14 protein-coding genes are annotated in these 15,482 nt (G+C 64.0%); 8 read left to right on the top strand and 6 right to left on the bottom strand.

The features are described from left to right. Window positions 1–34 precede the first annotated feature (34 nt). The 5 genes from hisC to AC07W7_RS22055 are packed head-to-tail and all read right to left on the bottom strand — an operon-like array spanning window position 35 to window position 7,081. Window positions 35–1,156 (bottom strand): histidinol-phosphate transaminase, encoded by a 1,122-nt coding sequence (gene hisC, locus AC07W7_RS22075; RefSeq protein ID WP_495040113.1) that lies wholly within the window; start codon window positions 1,154–1,156, stop codon window positions 35–37. Next, the gene (locus tag AC07W7_RS22070) at window positions 1,143–2,546 is read right to left on the bottom strand and encodes an MATE family efflux transporter (protein ID WP_495040112.1); all 1,404 of its coding nucleotides are present in this window, start codon (window positions 2,544–2,546) and stop codon (window positions 1,143–1,145) included. Before AC07W7_RS22070 ends, hisC begins: the two co-directional genes overlap by 14 nt. Next, complete coding sequence (locus tag AC07W7_RS22065; protein ID WP_495040111.1) at window positions 2,534–3,538, bottom strand: hypothetical protein; 1,005 nt, start codon at window positions 3,536–3,538, stop codon at window positions 2,534–2,536. The genes AC07W7_RS22070 and AC07W7_RS22065 overlap by 13 nt, the downstream gene beginning before the upstream one ends. 29 nt (window positions 3,539–3,567) lie before the next feature. Then, on the bottom strand, window positions 3,568–4,914 hold the full coding sequence (locus tag AC07W7_RS22060) for an alanine racemase (RefSeq protein WP_495040110.1): 1,347 nt from the start codon (window positions 4,912–4,914) through the stop codon (window positions 3,568–3,570). A 4-nt stretch (window positions 4,915–4,918) separates the two neighbouring features. Further along, window positions 4,919–7,081, bottom strand: coding sequence for a TonB-dependent siderophore receptor (locus AC07W7_RS22055; RefSeq protein ID WP_495040109.1), 2,163 nt, complete (start codon window positions 7,079–7,081; stop codon window positions 4,919–4,921). Window positions 7,082–7,260: 179 nt separating this feature from the next. On the opposite strand from AC07W7_RS22055, the gene AC07W7_RS22050 reads away from it, so the two are divergent. Beyond that, window positions 7,261–7,629 carry a cupin domain-containing protein gene (locus tag AC07W7_RS22050; protein ID WP_169865191.1) on the top strand — a complete coding sequence of 123 codons (369 nt, stop codon included), beginning with the start codon at window positions 7,261–7,263 and terminating at the stop codon, window positions 7,627–7,629. On the opposite strand, the gene AC07W7_RS22045 is transcribed toward AC07W7_RS22050, so the two are convergent. Beyond that, the gene (locus tag AC07W7_RS22045) at window positions 7,626–8,189 is read right to left on the bottom strand and encodes a helix-turn-helix domain-containing protein (RefSeq protein WP_495040108.1); all 564 of its coding nucleotides are present in this window, start codon (window positions 8,187–8,189) and stop codon (window positions 7,626–7,628) included. The two genes, AC07W7_RS22050 and AC07W7_RS22045, sit on opposite strands and share 4 nt — an antisense overlap. A gap of 92 nt (window positions 8,190–8,281) precedes the next feature. Here AC07W7_RS22045 and AC07W7_RS22040 point away from each other — a divergent pair, with 92 nt between their 5' ends. The 7 genes from AC07W7_RS22040 (at window position 8,282) to AC07W7_RS22010 (ending at window position 15,371) form a co-directional block, all read left to right on the top strand. Next, window positions 8,282–9,196, top strand: a complete 915-nt coding sequence (locus tag AC07W7_RS22040; RefSeq protein WP_099168310.1) for a DMT family transporter — start codon at window positions 8,282–8,284, stop codon at window positions 9,194–9,196. A 102-nt stretch (window positions 9,197–9,298) separates the two neighbouring features. Next, window positions 9,299–12,223, top strand: coding sequence for a monovalent cation/H+ antiporter subunit A (locus AC07W7_RS22035; protein ID WP_495040107.1), 2,925 nt, complete (start codon window positions 9,299–9,301; stop codon window positions 12,221–12,223). Continuing rightward, a complete protein-coding gene (locus AC07W7_RS22030) occupies window positions 12,223–12,567 on the top strand; it encodes a Na+/H+ antiporter subunit C (protein WP_099168312.1) in 345 nt (114 codons plus the stop codon). Before AC07W7_RS22035 ends, AC07W7_RS22030 begins: the two co-directional genes overlap by 1 nt. Further along, window positions 12,564–14,246 (top strand): monovalent cation/H+ antiporter subunit D, encoded by a 1,683-nt coding sequence (locus tag AC07W7_RS22025; RefSeq protein WP_495040106.1) that lies wholly within the window; start codon window positions 12,564–12,566, stop codon window positions 14,244–14,246. Before AC07W7_RS22030 ends, AC07W7_RS22025 begins: the two co-directional genes overlap by 4 nt. After that, a complete protein-coding gene (locus AC07W7_RS22020) occupies window positions 14,243–14,731 on the top strand; it encodes a Na+/H+ antiporter subunit E (protein ID WP_495040105.1) in 489 nt (162 codons plus the stop codon). The genes AC07W7_RS22025 and AC07W7_RS22020 overlap by 4 nt, the downstream gene beginning before the upstream one ends. Continuing rightward, window positions 14,728–15,006 carry a K+/H+ antiporter subunit F gene (locus AC07W7_RS22015; protein WP_099168315.1) on the top strand — a complete coding sequence of 93 codons (279 nt, stop codon included), beginning with the start codon at window positions 14,728–14,730 and terminating at the stop codon, window positions 15,004–15,006. The genes AC07W7_RS22020 and AC07W7_RS22015 overlap by 4 nt, the downstream gene beginning before the upstream one ends. Continuing rightward, window positions 15,003–15,371 (top strand): Na+/H+ antiporter subunit G, encoded by a 369-nt coding sequence (locus AC07W7_RS22010; protein WP_169897602.1) that lies wholly within the window; start codon window positions 15,003–15,005, stop codon window positions 15,369–15,371. The genes AC07W7_RS22015 and AC07W7_RS22010 overlap by 4 nt, the downstream gene beginning before the upstream one ends. Window positions 15,372–15,482 lie beyond the last annotated feature (111 nt).

Below are 15,482 nucleotides of genomic sequence, written 5' to 3'. Positions count from 1 at the left end.
AACCTCTGGGCAGTATGAAAAACCGGCGCGGCGCTTACCCGGCCAGGGTCGCGATGGCGCGTTGCAGGCGGGTGAGAAACGCCTGGTTTTGTTCGGCCAGGCCCAGGGACACCCGGATAAAGCCGGTGTACCCCGGCTCGCGCCAGGCCTTGACGATGATTCCGTCCTTGAGCAGTTCGTCGACCACTTCCAGGGCGTTGCAGGCGGTGTCGACAAACAGGAAATTGGCCTGGGACGGCGCCACGCGAAACCCCGCCGCCTGCAACCCTTCGGTCAGGCGTTGGCGCTCGATGGCAACAAATTCACGACTGCGCGCCACGTGTTCCTGGTCGAGCCACGCGGCCTTGGCGGCCTCCTGGGCCGGTTGATTGACGTTGTACGGCGTGCGCACCCGGTGCAACGCATCGATCAGGCTCGGGTGCGAGGCGATGCCATAGCCGATCCGCAGCCCCGCCAACCCATACGCCTTGGAGAACGTGCGCAGGATGATCCACGGCCGCGACTGCGCGCCGAGGATTGCCAGGGCGTCGGCGCCGTCCTCGACGAACTCGAAGTACGCCTCGTCGATCACCAGCAAGGTGTCGGGATGGGTCGCCGCCACCAGTGCGCTCAGCTCCATGGCCGACAGGGCCGTGCCCACCGGGTTGCAGGGTGTGCTCAACATCAGCATCTTCGCCGGTTGCCGCAGGGCCGTGGCCCAGGCCGGCAGGTTGACGCTGAAGTCATGGTTGAACGCCACCTTGTCCACCTGCGCGCCCATCATCAGCGGCAGGCTTTCATGCAGGCTGAAACAGGGGCATTGGGTGACCACCCGGTCCAGAGGATCGAGCAAGGCCAGGCACAGCAACTCCAGGATATTTTCCGAGCCGTTGCCAAGGATGATCCGCGCCGGGTCCACCTCCAACTGCCCACCGATCAGCTGCCGCAGCGCCCGGGCGCTGGGGTCGGGGTAGCGTTCCAGCCCCGCCCCGCCCTGGCGCGCCAGCACCGCCGCAGCGGCCGGCGACATGCCCAGCGGGTTTTCGCAGTTGGACAGTTTGGTCACCGTTGGCGTACCGAGCAGGCGTGGATCGGCCCCCGGGTCATACAGCGGCAAGCGCCGCACGCTGGGGCGCACCAGCGCCTCGATGCGCTGTGCAGGGTTAGGTGGAAGCATTGCACACCTCGATGGCGCCCGTGCGCTCCAGGGTCTTGAGTTGCCGTTCAAACGAGACAATCAGCAGCAGCGCCGTGGCCGCCAGGCCCAGCGCCAAGCCGGCCCACACGCCAAAGATGCCGTAGGGGCTGACAATGCCCAGCAACCAGGCAGCGGGCAGCCCCACCAGCCAGTAGCCGAACAGGGAAATGCGCAGCGGCCCCGCCGTATCGCCGATGCCGCGCAGGATGCCGTTGCCGATGTTCTGGCTGGCGTCGAACACCTGCAGCACGATGGCAATCCACAAACCGGTGGTCATCAGGCGTACCGCATCCAGGTTGTTGGCGTGTTCGGCGCTGATAAACAGGCCGATCACCTGTTCCGGCAGCAGCGCATAGGGAATCGCGAACAGCAACATCACCAGCACCCCGAGCCCCAACCCCACGCGCCCCAGTTGCCGTGCACGCCGGTACTGCCCGGTGCCACAGGCCTCGCTGATATGGATCGAGGCGGCATGGGAGATGCCCGCCGAAAACATAAACACGATGTAGATGATCTGGTTGAGCACGGTCTGCGCCGCCAGCGCTTCCATGCCCAGGGTGCCGATCAGCAGGGTCAGCACGCTGAAGAACCCGGCCTCGCTGGCATAGGTCCCGGCAATCGGCAGCCCGAGTTTCCACACCGCCTTGATCGCCGCCGGCGAAAAGCGCAAGTGCGCCAGCGTGAAGTAACCGGCCAGGCGCCGATGGGTCAGCACCACGGCGAGGAACATCAGGAACGACAGCAGGAACACCACAGCGCTGGTGATCGCCACCCCCGCCAGCCCATACGCCGGGACGCCGAACTTGCCGAACACCAGCACATAGTTCAGCGCGGCCGTGAGGAAGATCGACACCAGGGTGATCGCCAGCAACGGCCCGGGAAACTTCAGGCCCACGGTAAAGTGGCGCAACGCCTGGAACCACAGGCAAGGCAACAGCCCGGGGGCAATGATCAGCAGGAAGTCCATGGCATTGGCCACCACACTGGCGTCCTGGCCCAGCCAGGTCAGCGGCTGACGCAACCCCAGCAAGAGCGCCATAAACACCAGGCCGCTGACGGTCGCCCAGAACAGCCCCGCCACCAGCAGCGCCCGCACCTGGGCTTCATCGCCCCGGGCATTGGCCTGGGCCACCAGGTTGCTGACGCCGGTGACCAGCCCGGTGCCGGTGGTGCGCAACTGGTTGAACAGCGCGATGGCCAGGCCACCGGCCGCCAGCTCCTTGGCGCCCAGGGTGCCGAGCACCACGATATCGATGGTGGTCAGGGCCACATAGGCCAGGTTGGTCAGGATCAGCGGCAGCGCCAGTAACAGCAGGGCCCGGCTGTCGGCGCGCCAGGCGCCGGGTTGTGCGGTATTCAGGCTGACCATAGTTGGACCCTCTGCCCACGGTTCTGCGCCAGGGCGCGATCGGCCATCAGGCGGCCGAGGGCGACGTCGGTCACCACCATGCCGCTGTTGTAGGCGAACACCACATCGCTTGGATGGCGCCGGGCGGGCGCCAGGCCCAGGAGAATGTCCGGCAGTTCGGCGTCCACCGCGGGCAGGCTGCCGTCGGCGGCGGCCAGGTCGGTGCTGGTGACCTGCATCTGTGCGCTGTCGGTGGCGATGCGGTAGTCGGCGCCGTGCAGCACGTCGGCATCGATGCCATAGCCCACCAGCACCGCCACGGCGCCCGGCTTGAGCCACGCCCGCTGCACTTGCTGGCGTGCCGAAAGCCCGGCCACGCCAAGGATGATATCGGCCTCGCCCGCAGCCGCCGGCAGGTCATCGACCACGATCACGTCGCGCAGCGGGTAGTGTTTGCGCAGGGTGTCCTGCACCGCGCGCAGGCCCTCGGCGTAGTGCCCGTAGACATACAAACGCTCCAGGTCGGGCATGGCCGCCAGCAACATGGGCAAGGCCACCTGGCCCTGCACGCCGGTGCCGACCACCAGGGCACTGCGGGCATCCGGGCACGCGGCCCGGGCCATCAACGCCGAAGTGGCCGAGGTGCGCAGCGGGCCGAGCTTGACCACGTCCATCAAGGCAATCGGGCGGCCGGTGCGGTCATCACACAGAAAGATAAACGAGTGGAATTGATAAGCATCGCGGGTGCGCTGCGGGTCATGCTCGTACACCACCTTGAAGCCCACGGTGTGGCTTGCGCCATCGCGGCCGACCATCGAGTAGCTGATGGAATGGCGGTCTGCCGGTTCGACAATGGTCTTGAGCGGGTTCTGCGAGTCGCCGTTGCGCAAGGCCTTGTATGCCTGCTCGACCACCTGCAGCACTTCGCGGTAACTCACCCCCAGGTCTTCGAGCGCGGCCTGGGGCAGCACCCATAGGTCGGCGGGGGCAGCGGGTTTGTTCAAACTGTTCACTCGGGGCTCCTTGTTGAGTGGCTTTACGATTAAGCCAGGCTGTCCAGCTTCCAGCGCAGCGCGTGGCTGCGCAGCTCCACCACCACTTTGTGCGGCAATGGGGCTTCATGAAAGGGCGACTCGTTGGAGTCCATTTGATAACCGGCGGTATTGAGGTAGATGAGCAGGTCACCTGCCTGGATCGGGCGATCGAAGGCGACTTTGCGCCAGGTCAGCATGTCTGACTCCAGGCAAGAGGCCCCACCGATGCACGCCACAAACGGCGCCAGCGGCCGGGGTGAAGCCGGCAATAGCAGCGGGTCGGGCAAGAATTCGCTGTTGAACCACTGTTCGGAGAGGTTGAAGCTGCTGCCCTGCACCGTGACCAGGGCATAGCCGTCACAGGCCGTGCGGTCCTTGACGCCCTGCACGCGGAACACGCTGATACCGGCCTGGTCGAGCAAGGCGCGGCCAGGCTCGATGAGCAGCCGTACGCCGTGCTCGATGACCTTTTGCCCCAGGCTCAGGCCAGGGCTCACGGCAGTGGCGAGGATATCGTCAAGGGCCTCGGCCCCGGCGCGCAGCGCACCATAGGGATAGAAGCCGGCAAAGCCTTTGTCGCTGTGATAGCGCTCGGTGCAGTCCTCGGCCAGAAAGGCCTGCCACTGCGCCGGGTCGACATAGCGCACGGCAAAACCACCGCCCAGGTTGACCGTGCGGCAGTTGTCCAACTCGCTGGCCCGGCACAGGTCGATCAGTTGGCTGGCGACGTGCGCACGCTGGGCGGTGTCGTAGCCGCCCAGATGAAACGAGAAGCCTTGCAAATCCAGGTTCGCCACGTGCTGGCGGCAGAACACCAGGGCCTGCTCGCACTCCCGTGGGTTGAGGCCGAAACGACTATGGGCCTGGCTGCTGGGGCAATAGCGCAACAACAGACGCGCACGTTGGCGCAGGGATAGCGCCAATTGCTGGATACGCAGCAGTTCCTCCAACGAGTCCACCGCCAGCAGGCATTGATGACTCAGGCCCAGCCCGAGCAACTGATCGCTCTTACGTGGCCCGGAAACGCCGATATCACAGCCAGCCACCCCACCCGCCAAGGCCTTTTGCAGCTCACCGACGCTGGCCACATCCACCCCAATCGCACACTGCGCGCAGGCCTGGATAAAACAGTTGGCCTTGTTGGCCTTCTTCGCAAACAACAGGCTGCCGCGCACCTGGGCTTGGGCAAAGCTGTGCTGGAAGGCTTCGACATTGGCGTGGAAAACCTGCGGGCACACCAGGTGCAGCGGTGAACCGAGGCCATCGACCAATTCGGTCAAGGTGCCCGTGTGCCGCTCAAGCAGGCGCTCGACCCACAGGTGACGCAGGCCGGGCAAGGAACTGGAATATGTCATGGCGTCAGAACTCGAACTTGGCCGACAAAAACACTTCGCGCTCGCGCCCCACATCCAGCCCGCCCTGGTAATAGGCACTGGCGTAGTAGTACTTGTTGGTCAGGTTCTTGCCGTGCAGGCGGTAGGTCACCGGGGTCTGCGCCAGTTTCGCGCGGTAGCTGATACCGGCGTCGAGCAAGGTATAGCTGGGGATATAGCCGCTGTTTTGCGCATCCACCGGGCGGCTGCCGACATAGCTGAGGGTGCTGTCCAGCGACAGGCCGGGCACGGCGGCCACGCTGTACAGGGCACCGACCGCGCCTTTCCACTTGGGCACGCTTTCGGTGCGTTTGCCGTCCACGGTGACGTCATCCACATCTTCCATGCGCGTGGCCAGGTAGGCGGCGTTGGCGCTGAGGGTCAGGGCATGAGTGACGCGATTGGACAGGGTCAGCTCGGCGCCACGGTGGTGGAATTCACCGTTGCTCACATAAGTGTTGCTGGTGTTCAGGTAACTGGCCTTGCGCCGGATATCGAACACCGCCAGGCCCAGGTTCAGGCGCTCGTTGAGGTCCAGCTTCAGGCCGACTTCGTATTGCTGGGACTCGATGGCGTCGGTGGGTTGGTTGGCGTTGGTCGCGTTATAGGGGGCGTAATCGCCCTTTTCAAAGCCTTTGGAGTAGCTGACGTAAGTCATCACACTGTCCCAGGGCCGGTAGATCAGCGCGGCGCTGGGCACAAACACATCATGGCTTTGCGAAGGCGCGATGGCCGAGAGTTGATCCGCGCGATACCAGATATAACGCCCGCCGAGCATCACCTGGAATTGCTCGGTGAGGGAAATCAGATCGCTGGCAAACACCGAGGTTTCCTTGATCGAAGACACAAAATCGGTGGGCCGCTCCGGGCCGAAATGCCACTTGGGCGGGTTGACCGGATGCAGGATATTGCCCACCGATACATCGCCGATGCCGATGCCTGGAGTGCTGCTGTCCACCGAATCCCAGAACGGGCTGACGTCCTTGAACTGCTTGTAGCCGGTGCCGAAGAACACGTCGTGGTAGATATTGCCGGTGGCGAACTTGCCGGCCAGGTACGACTGCAGCGACCAGGTGCTGAACACTTCGCCACGGGACACATAAAAGTCGGCCGAGCCGATATCGCCATTGGGCTTGATCCCGAACAGGTCGTTGTAGCCGCCGTGGCGTTCGACCCGCGAGTAATTGCCCTGGGTCACGGAGGTCCAGTTGTCATCCAGTTCGTACTCGAACTTGGCGTCGAAGTTGGCGCCTTCGGTCTGGTGACGGAACCAGGAGCCGGTCAGCAAGTCACGGCGATTGACCTTGGGCGGCAGCACATAGCTGGAGGGGTCCAGGGGGTTGGCGCGGCCGCTCTGGTCGGCACGCAGCAGCGGGTCAGAGACCGTGGACTTGCGCGACCAGTCGGCATTCAACTGCAACAGAGCGCGGTCGCTCAAACGCCAGTCGGTGGCCAGGCCGATAAACTTGCGCTCCATGTCGCGGGCGTGATCGAAGTCGCCGTTTTTCTCGTAGCCGGCATTCAGGCGATAGCCAAAGGCGCCATCGTTGAACGAATCGCTGGTATCGATCGCCACGTAGCGGCCGAGCAACGACGAGCCTTGCACGCTGACATTGAGCAGCGGCTCCAGGGTCGGGCGCTTGAGGATGTAGTTGAGGGTGCCGCCCGGCGAGTTGAAGCCGTAGAGGAAACCCGACGGACCCTTGAGCACGTCGATGCGCTCGACGTTTTCCAGGGGCACGTCGTGGTGCGGGGCCAGGGTCAGGCCGTCGCGGCGGATGGTGTTGAAGTTGTCCATGGCAAAGCCACGCAGGCGAAAGTTGTCAAAGCCGCTGCCGCCCGACGAGCTGAGCACCGAAGGGTCGAGGCTCAGCACATCCACGGCGGTGCGCGCGGAGCTGTCGGCAATGGTCTTGCTGGAGTAGCTCTGGATGGCCAGGGGGATTTCCATGGCGTCCTTGGCGCCGAAGCCACCGGCATTCACTTCCAGGGCCTTGTTCAGCGGCGCACTGACCCGCGTGGCTTCAAGCTCGGTGACCGACTCTTCGCGATCTTGCGCCGCCACGGCGGGCAAGCCGCTGAGCGAGGACATCAGGCCCGCCACCAATACGGTTGAAAACCGCGGAGACATCCCGTGCAACTGGTTCATCTGCAATCCCTTGAGCCGAAAATAAACGGGGCGACCCCAAGCGCGGAGACACCTGAGAATCGTTATCAAAAGATACAATATAACGTTTCTTTTGAGCTGACAATCGCACAATCATTCAATACCTGCCGCCGCGCTGCATTTAAGGTCTGGCCTTTCCCGGATCAACTGAGATAACGGACATGCCCGCCTACACCGCCATCAACTTTGCACACAAATACAGCCTGTTCAGCGAGCAATGGGCCCCCAAGGTCGTCGCGCAGATGAACGACTACCAATTCAAGCTGGTGAAGATCGAGGGGGATTTTGTCTGGCACAGCCACGCGGACACCGACGAGACCTTTATCGTCCTCGAGGGCGCGCTGCGTATTGATTTTCGCGAGGGCGCGGTACAGGTCGGGGCCGGTGAGATGTTTGTGGTGCCCAAGGGCGTCGAACACAAACCCTATGCCGAAGGCGAGGTGAGGTTGCTGCTGGTCGAGCCCTGCGGCGTGGTGAATACCGGCGACCAGGGCGGCGAACGGACCCAGCGCAATGATGTGTGGATCTAGATCACCACATTACGGATAAAACGCACCGCCACGGCCCCCTCATTGCGATAGACATGGGGCTGGTGGCTGGGGAACATAAAGAACTCGCCGGCGGCAATGCGGGTTTCGACGTCGCCCACCACCAGGGTCAGGTGGCCCTCGAACACGAACAACTGCTCGCTCCAGCCTTCCAGGTCGGGGTCCGGGCAATAGCGGTCGCCCGGCTCCAGGCGCCACTCCCACAGCTCCACCTCACGCCGGGCGGTGGCCCTGGCCAGCAATACGGCCTTGCTCCCCTCGATTTCACCGGCCCAGGCCAGTTCGTTGATGCGGCTGTGGTCGCGGGCGTCGGGGGCCTGGATCAGGTCGCTGAAGGCCACGTCCAGGGCTTCGGCCACACGGTCGAGGGTGGACAGGCTGACGTTTTTTTCACCCGCCTCGATGGCCACCAGCATGCGCCGGCTGACCCCGGACTTTTCTGCCAGGGCTGTCTGGCTCAATTCGCTGGCGTGGCGCAGGCGTCGAACGTTGTGGCTGACATGCTGCAGGACCGAGGCCCGTTGCGGATTTTCTTTGTGCACTATATTGCTCACTCGATGGGTTTGCGCAGTATACTGCCCAACTGCGGCGCATTGTGCGTGCCGCGCCCTTCCTGTGCAAGACCAGAGCCGCCATGACCACCTCGACCGCCTCCCCATTGTTTTCCCGCTTCAGCAAAGCCGAATGCGTGCTGGTGCTGATCACCATGATCTGGGGCGGCACGTTTATCCTGGTGCAACATGCCATGACCGTCAGCGGGCCGCTGTTCTTCGTCGGCCTGCGCTTTGCGGCGGCGGCGCTGGCGGTCGGCCTGTTCTCCTGGCGCAGCCTGCGCGGCCTGACCCTGTTCGAGCTCAAGGCCGGCGCCTTTATCGGCACCGCGATCATGCTCGGTTATGGCCTGCAAACCATTGGCCTGCAGACCATCCTCAGCAGCCAATCGGCGTTTATCACCGCGCTCTACGTGCCGTTTGTGCCGCTGCTGCAATGGCTGGTGCTGGGACGGCGCCCGGGGTTGATGCCGAGCCTTGGCATCATGCTGGCGTTTGCCGGTTTGCTGTTGCTGACCGGCCCGGCCGGCGCCTCGCTGAATTTCAGCCCCGGTGAGATCGCCACCTTGATCGGCGCCATCGCGATTGCCGCCGAAATCATCCTGATCAGCGCCTATGCCGGCCAGGTGGATGTGCGTCGGGTGACCGTGGTGCAACTGGCCACGGCCTCGCTGCTGTCGTTCCTGCTGGTAGTGCCCACCGGCGAGGCCTTGCCGGGGTTTTCCTGGGTGCTGCTGTTCAGCGCCGTAGGCCTGGGCCTGACCAGCGCGGTGATCCAACTGGCGATGAACTGGGCGCAGAAAAGCGTCTCGCCGACCCGCGCCACCCTGATCTATGCCGGTGAGCCGGTATGGGCCGGGGTGATCGGGCGGATTGCCGGTGAGCGCTTCCCGCCGATGGCCATGCTCGGGGCGGTGTTGATTGTGGCGGCGGTGATTGTCAGTGAGATGAAGACGCGCCAACAGAAGCCCAAGCTCGCTTCAACAGGAGACAGATAGGCGTTTTCGATCCATCTTGTAGGATTCTGCCACAGCTTGCCGTTTGGTAATCCGTATTCCGGCACGTATGATGCATCCCAAACCACTGCAGATTAGAAGCCTATGTCTCTGATAGTTCTACTGCTTCTGCCTTTCATCGGCAGCTGTCTGGCGGCCTTGCTGCCGCACAACGCACGTAATACTGAATCCCTGCTGGCCGGCCTTGTGGCCCTCGTCGGTACCGTCCAAGTCGCCCTGCTCTACCCCCAGATCGCCAACGGTGGCGTGATCCGCGAAGAATTCTCCTGGCTGCCCAGCCTGGGCCTGGATTTCGTGTTGCGCATGGATGGCTTTGCCTGGCTGTTCTCGCTGCTGGTCTTGGGCATCGGTAGCCTGGTGTCTTTGTACGCCCGCTATTACATGTCGCCGGATGACCCGGTGCCGCGTTTTTTCGCGTTTTTTTTGGCGTTCATGGGCGCGATGCTCGGGCTGGTGATCTCCGGCAACCTGATCCAGATCGTGTTTTTCTGGGAACTGACCAGCCTGTTCTCGTTCCTGTTGATCGGCTACTGGCACCACCGCTCCGATGCGCGCCGGGGGGCCTATATGGCGCTGATGGTCACCGGTGCGGGCGGTTTATGCCTGCTGGCGGGGGTCATGCTGCTCGGCCATGTCGTCGGCAGTTACGACCTGGACCAGGTGCTTGCCGCCGGTGACCAGATCCGTGCCCACACCCTCTACCCCCTCCTGCTGACGCTGATCCTGATCGGCGCCCTGAGCAAAAGCGCGCAATTCCCCTTCCACTTCTGGCTCCCCCACGCCATGGCCGCACCGACTCCCGTGTCGGCCTACCTGCACTCGGCCACGATGGTGAAGGCCGGCGTGTTCCTGCTGGCCCGCCTGTGGCCTTCGTTGTCGGGCAGCGAAGAATGGTTCTGGATGGTCGGCGGTGCTGGCGCCCTGACCCTGTTGCTCGGCGCGTATTGCGCCATGTTCCAGAACGACCTCAAGGGCCTGCTGGCCTACTCCACCATCAGCCACCTGGGCCTGATCACCCTGCTGCTGGGCCTCAACAGCCCACTGGCCGCCGTCGCGGCCGTGTTCCATATCCTCAACCACGCCACGTTCAAGGCCTCGCTGTTCATGGCCGCGGGCATTATCGACCACGAAAGCGGCACCCGCGATATCCGCAAGCTCAGCGGCCTGGTGCGCCTGATCCCGTTTACCGCGACCCTGGCCATGGTCGCCAGCGCCTCCATGGCCGGGGTGCCGTTGCTCAACGGCTTCCTGTCCAAAGAGATGTTCTTCGCCGAAACCGTGTTTATCTCCTCGACCCAATGGGTGGAAATCGCCCTGCCGGTGATCGCGACCATCGCCGGCACCTTCAGCGTGGCCTACGCCTTGCGCTTCACCGTGGATGTGTTCTTCGGCCCGGCCGCCACCGACCTGCCGCACACGCCCCACGAACCGCCACGCTGGATGCGCGCGCCGGTGGAGCTGCTGGTATTTACCTGCCTGCTGGTGGGGATCTTCCCGGCCCAGGTGGTCGGCTCGATCCTTGCCGCCGCCGCCCTGCCGGTGGTCGGCGGGGTGTTGCCCGAGTACAGCCTGGCGATCTGGCACGGCTGGAACGCGCCGATGATCATGAGCCTGGTGGCCATGACCGGCGGCGTGGTCCTGTACCTGCTGCTGCGCAAGCAACTCAAGCGCGGGCGCTTCAAGTACCCGCCGATCATCAGCTACTTCAATGGCAAGCGCATGTTCGAGCGCTGCTTGGTGGTGATGATGCGCGGTGTGCGCCGGCTCGAAAAATACATCAGCACCAAGCGCCTGCAGACCCAGTTGTTCCTGCTGGTGCTGGCGGCGGTGGTCGTCGGGATGATCCCGATGCTGGGCAGCAGCCTGAGCTGGGGCGACCGCCCGAAGATTCCGGGCTCCATTGTGTTCGTGACCCTGTGGCTGCTGGCGATTGCCTGTGCCCTGGGCGCCGCCTGGCAAGCCAAGTATCACCGGCTGGCGGCCCTGACCATGGTCAGCGTCTGCGGCTTGATGACCTGCGTGACCTTTGTGTGGTTCTCCGCGCCAGACCTGGCGTTGACGCAACTGGTGGTCGAGGTGGTGACCACCGTCTTGATTCTGCTGGGCCTGCGCTGGCTGCCACGGCGGATCGAAGAGGTCTCGCCGCTGCCGAGTTCGTTGCGCAAGGCGCGCATTCGCCGCTTGCGCGACTTGCTGCTCTCGACCGTGGTCGGTGGCGGCATGGCGCTGTTTTCCTATTCCATGCTGACGCGCCAGACCCCCAACGATATTTCCTCGTTCTACCTCAGCCGCGCCCTGCCTGAAGGCGGCGGCAGCAATGTGGTAAATGTGATGCTCGTGGACTTCCGGGGCTTCGACACCCTGGGCGAGATCACCGTGCTCGGCGCGGTGGCCTTGACCGTCTATGCGCTGCTGCGCCGTTTCCGCCCGCCCAAGGAGAGCGAGCAACTGCCCGCGCAACAACGGCTGTTGGCACCGGACGTGGACACCGACCTGGTCAACCCACGCCAGGCCAGCGACACCGCCCTGGGCTTTATGATGGTGCCGGCGGTGCTGGTGCGCCTGCTGCTGCCGATTGCCCTGGTGGTGTCGTTCTACCTGTTCATGCGCGGCCACAACCAGCCGGGCGGCGGGTTTGTCGCAGGGCTGGTGATGTCGGTGGCGTTTATCCTGCAATACATGGTCGCCGGGACCCAGTGGGTCGAGGCGCAGATGAACCTGCGGCCGCTGCGCTGGATGGGTTTTGGCCTGCTGTCGGCCACCTTGACCGGGCTTGGCGCCATGTTCTTCGGCTACCCGTTCCTCACCAGCAGTACCCTGCACTTCAGCTTGCCGGTGCTGGGCGATATCCATATCGCCAGCGCCCTGTTCTTCGACGTGGGCGTGTACGCCATGGTGGTCGGCTCGACCCTGCTGATGCTCACCGCCCTGGGCCACCAATCGGTACGGGCCCATAAACCCGGCAACCAGGCGAAAGCCGCCGCCACCCCACAAGGAGCTGCCGCCTGATGGAAGAAGTCATCGCAATTGCCATTGGGGTCCTGGCGGCCTCCGGCGTCTGGCTGGTGCTGCGGCCACGGACGTTCCAGGTGGTGATGGGCCTGTGCCTGTTGTCCTATGGGGTCAACCTGTTCATCTTCAGCATGGGCAGCCTGTTTATCGGCAAGGAGCCGATCATCAAGGACGGCGTGCCCCAGGACCTGCTCAATTACACCGATCCCCTGCCCCAGGCCCTGGTGCTGACGGCGATTGTGATCAGCTTCGCCATGACTGCGCTGTTCCTGGTGGTGCTGCTGGCGTCCCGGGGCCTGACCGGCACTGACCATGTGGACGGCCGGGAGCCCAAGCAATGAGCTGGATGAACCAACTGATCATCGCGCCGATCCTGCTGCCATTGCTGACCGCCGCGCTGATGCTGATGCTGGGCGAGAAACACCGCCCGCTCAAGGCCAGGATCAACCTGCTGTCGAGCATGACCGGCCTGGGCATCGCGATGTTGATGCTGTACTGGACACAAAAAGGCGGCCCCGCCTCCATCGGCGTATACCTGCCGGGCAACTGGCAGGCGCCGTTCGGCATCGTGCTGGTGGTGGATCAGCTGTCGGCGCTGATGTTGGTGCTCACCGGGATCATCGGCGTCAGCGCCCTGTTGTTCGCCATGGCCCGCTGGGACCGTGCCGGCACCAGCTTCCATGCGCTGTTCCAGATCCAGTTGATGGGCCTCTACGGCGCCTTTCTCACCGCCGACCTGTTCAACCTGTTCGTGTTCTTCGAGGTGCTGCTGGCCGCGTCCTACGGCCTGATGCTGCACGGCTCGGGGCGGGCGCGGGTGTCGGCGGGGCTGCATTACATCTCGATCAACCTGCTGGCTTCATCGCTGTTTCTGATTGGCGCGGCGCTGATCTATGGGGTCACCGGCACCCTGAACTTCGCTGACCTGGCGCTGAAGATCCCGCTGGTGCCGCCAGCCGACCGCGGCCTGCTGCATGCCGGTGCGGCGATCCTCGCCACGGCCTTCCTGGCCAAGGCCGGCATGTGGCCGTTGAACTTCTGGCTGGCGCCGGCCTACTCCTCGGCCAGTGCGCCGGTGGCGGCAATGTTTGCGATTATGACCAAGGTCGGCGTGTACACCGTGTTGCGCCTGTGGACCCTGCTGTTTTCCGGGCAGGCCGGTGCCTCGGCGCTGTTTGGCGGTGATTGGCTGGTGTACGGCGGCATGGCCACCATTCTCTGCGCCGCCCTGGCCATGCTCGCCGCCCAACGCCTGGAGCGCATGGCCAGCCTGAGCATCCTGGTCTCGGCCGGCATCCTGCTGGCGGCAGTGGGCTTTGCCCAGCCCAGCCTGACCGCCGGTGCGCTGTTTTACCTGGTCAGTTCGACCCTGGCCTTGAGCGCGCTGTTCCTGCTGGCCGAACTGATCGAACGCTCACGCTCGGCCAATGAGCTGCCCCTGGACGATGAAATCGAAATATTGCCACGGCCGGTAGAATCCCTGCATCCGCCCAAGGGCACCAACCTCGACGATGAGCAAAAGGCCGTGGTCGGCCAGGTCATCCCGTGGACCATGGCCTTCCTCGGCCTGAGCTTTATTGCCTGCGCCCTGCTGATCATCGGCATGCCGCCGCTGTCGGGGTTTATCGGCAAGCTCAGCCTGCTCAGTGCGCTGGTCAACCCCCTGGGCCTGGGCCATGCCGTGGCTGAGCCGATCCGTCCGGCCGCCTGGGGCCTGTTCGCCCTGTTGATTTTCTCGGGCCTGGCCTCGCTGATCGCCTTTGCGCGCCTGGGCATCCAGCGCTTCTGGACCCCGGAAGAACGGCCTTCGCCACTGCTACGACGCCTTGAGTGCGTGCCGATCTTCATCTTGCTCGGCCTGGCGATTGGCCTGACATTCAAGGCCGAAACGCTCATGCGTTACACCCAGGACACCGCCGCCAGCCTGAACAACCCCGAGCACTACGTCATGGCCGTCATGGCCACGCGCCCGGTGCCTGGCCCGCAAGTCCAGGCCGCCGCCGTGGAGGTGCAGCCATGAAGCGCCTGTTCCCTGCCCCGTGGTTGTCGCTGGCCCTGTGGGGGCTGTGGCTGGTGCTGAACCTGTCGCTCAGCCCCGGCAACCTGCTGCTGGGGGCGATCCTCGGCTTTCTCGCGCCGCTGATGATGGCGCCGCTGCGCCCGCTGCCGATCCGCATTCGCCGGCCCGGGGTGATCCTGCGCCTGTTTTTCCTGGTCGGCCGTGACGTGATCGTCTCCAACCTGCTGGTGGCGTGGGGCGTATTGACCTGCGGCTCGCGCCCACCGCGCTCGCGCTTCGTCAAGATCCCCCTGGACCTGCGCGACGCCAACGGCCTGGCGGCACTGTCGATGATTACCACGGTGGTTCCCGGCACCATCTGGTCGGAACTGGCCCTGGACCGCAGCATCCTGTTGCTGCACGTGTTCGACCTGGATGACGACGCGCAGTTTATCGAGCACTTCAAGCAGGCCTATGAACGGCCCCTGATGGAGATCTTTGAATGAGTGCCCTGCTCGCCAATGCGATCCTGTGCAGCCTGTTCCTGTTTTCCCTGGCCATGGTCCTGACCCTGATACGCCTGTTCAAGGGGCCCTCGGCCCAGGACCGGGTCCTGGCCCTGGATTACCTGTATATCCTGGCGATGCTGATGATGCTGGTGCTGGGCATTCGCTATGCCAGTGATACCTACTTCGAGGCGGCCCTGCTGATTGCGCTGTTCGGCTTTGTCGGCTCGTTTGCCTTGGCCAAATTCCTGCTGCGTGGGGAGGTGATCGAATGATCAATATCAGTGAACTGCCACTGTGGGTGGAAGTGCTCGTGGCGATCCTGCTGCTGCTCAGCAGCCTGTTTGCGCTGATTGGCGCGCTTGGCCTGTTGCGGATGAAGGACTTTTTCCAGCGCATGCACCCTCCGGCGCTGGCCTCGACCCTCGGCGCCTGGTGCGTGGCGCTGGCGTCGATTATCTACTTCTCCACACTCAAGTCCGGGCCGGTGCTGCATGGCTGGCTGATCCCGATTTTGCTGTCGATCACCGTGCCAGTGACCACCCTGTTGCTGGCGCGCACGTCGCTGTTTCGCAAGCGCATGGCGGGAGAGGATGTGCCGGCGGAGGTCAGCAGCCGTCGCACCGAGAGTACGCGGTAAACATGTGGGAGCTGGCTTGCCTGCGATAGCGGACTGTCAGCTGACACATCAGTGATTGATCCACCGCTATCGCAGGCAAGCCAGCTCCCACATTTTAGGCAGCGTCGCGTC

Source organism: Pseudomonas sp. GW821-FHT01D09 (genome assembly GCF_059422465.1).
This window is presented reverse-complemented; position numbering and strand designations above follow the sequence as displayed.